Source organism: Micromonospora sp. ATLC20 (assembly GCF_057196585.1).
On the sequence record NZ_JBXUOV010000391.1, the window covers coordinates 1 to 1,045 of the forward strand.

Annotated in this window: 1 protein-coding gene; it reads left to right on the top strand. The window is 67.3% G+C overall.

Annotated features, from left to right (window positions below; translation table 11 throughout):
- Positions 1-114 precede the first annotated feature (114 nt).
- Positions 115-1,023, top strand: coding sequence for an IS5 family transposase (locus tag AC2CHG_RS31525; RefSeq protein ID WP_484526223.1), 909 nt, complete (start codon positions 115-117; stop codon positions 1,021-1,023).
- The last annotated feature ends 22 nt before the right edge of the window (positions 1,024-1,045 follow it).

Genomic DNA, 1,045 nt, shown 5'->3' on the forward strand with positions numbered 1-1,045 from the left:
AGTGAGTGTTTGAGAAGTGGTGGGGTCGGGCGGCGTGTCGTGTTGAAGGTGAGGGAAGGCCCTCGGTAGGTCCGGTGGTGTCGAGCCAACCGTTTCCGTGCCGAGGGCCTTCTGATGACGTTGTACCCGATCGTCGATGCGCAGTCCGTGCCGCCCCGCCGTTATCCGTCGCAGCGGGTGCGGCGGGAGCGGGAGAGGGCGGCGCGGCGGCGGTATCCCAGTGATCTGACCGACGCGCAGTGGGCCTTGGTCGCGCCGCTGGTCACGCCGGTGTCGGGTGTTCGGCGGGGGCGGCCACCAGCGCATCCGATGCGGGCGATCGTCGCGGCGATCCTGTATGTGACCTGCACCGGCTGCTCGTGGCGGGCCTTGCCGCGAGAGTTCCCGCCACCAGGAACGGTGTACTGGTGGTTCGCCCGATGGCGCGATGACCACACGTTGATGCGTCTGCACGACCGGCTGCGGGAGCAGTGCCGCATCACCGCCGGACGACACCGGCATCCCACCGCCGGCGCGATCGACTCCCAATCGGTGCGCGCCGCGGACACCGTGCCCCGACGCAGTCGCGGTTTCGACGTCGCGAAAAAGGTCAACGGCCGTAAACGCCACATCGTCGTGGACACCATGGGCCTGCTCCTGGCCGTCATGGTCACCGGCGCGCACGTCAACGACCGCAGCATCGCCCGAGACCTGCTCTGGCGCACCCGACTGTTCCACCCCCGCCTACGCCTGCTCTGGGCAGACGGCGGCTACATCGGCACCCTGAGCACCTGGGCCCACCAAACCCTCGACCTCACCGTGCAACTGGTCCACAAACTCCCCGGACAACACACCTTCGTCGTGCTCCCCCGACGCTGGGTCGTCGAACGCACCTTCGCCTGGATCAGCAAGAAACGCCGCTGCGTACGCGACTACGAACACCTACCCGCCAGCCACGCCGCCTTCGTCACCTGGGCCATGATCCACGTCATGCTCACCCGCCTGACCCGCAACACGAAACCGGCCCAGGCAACCAACACCTGAACCGGTTTCTCAAACACTCACT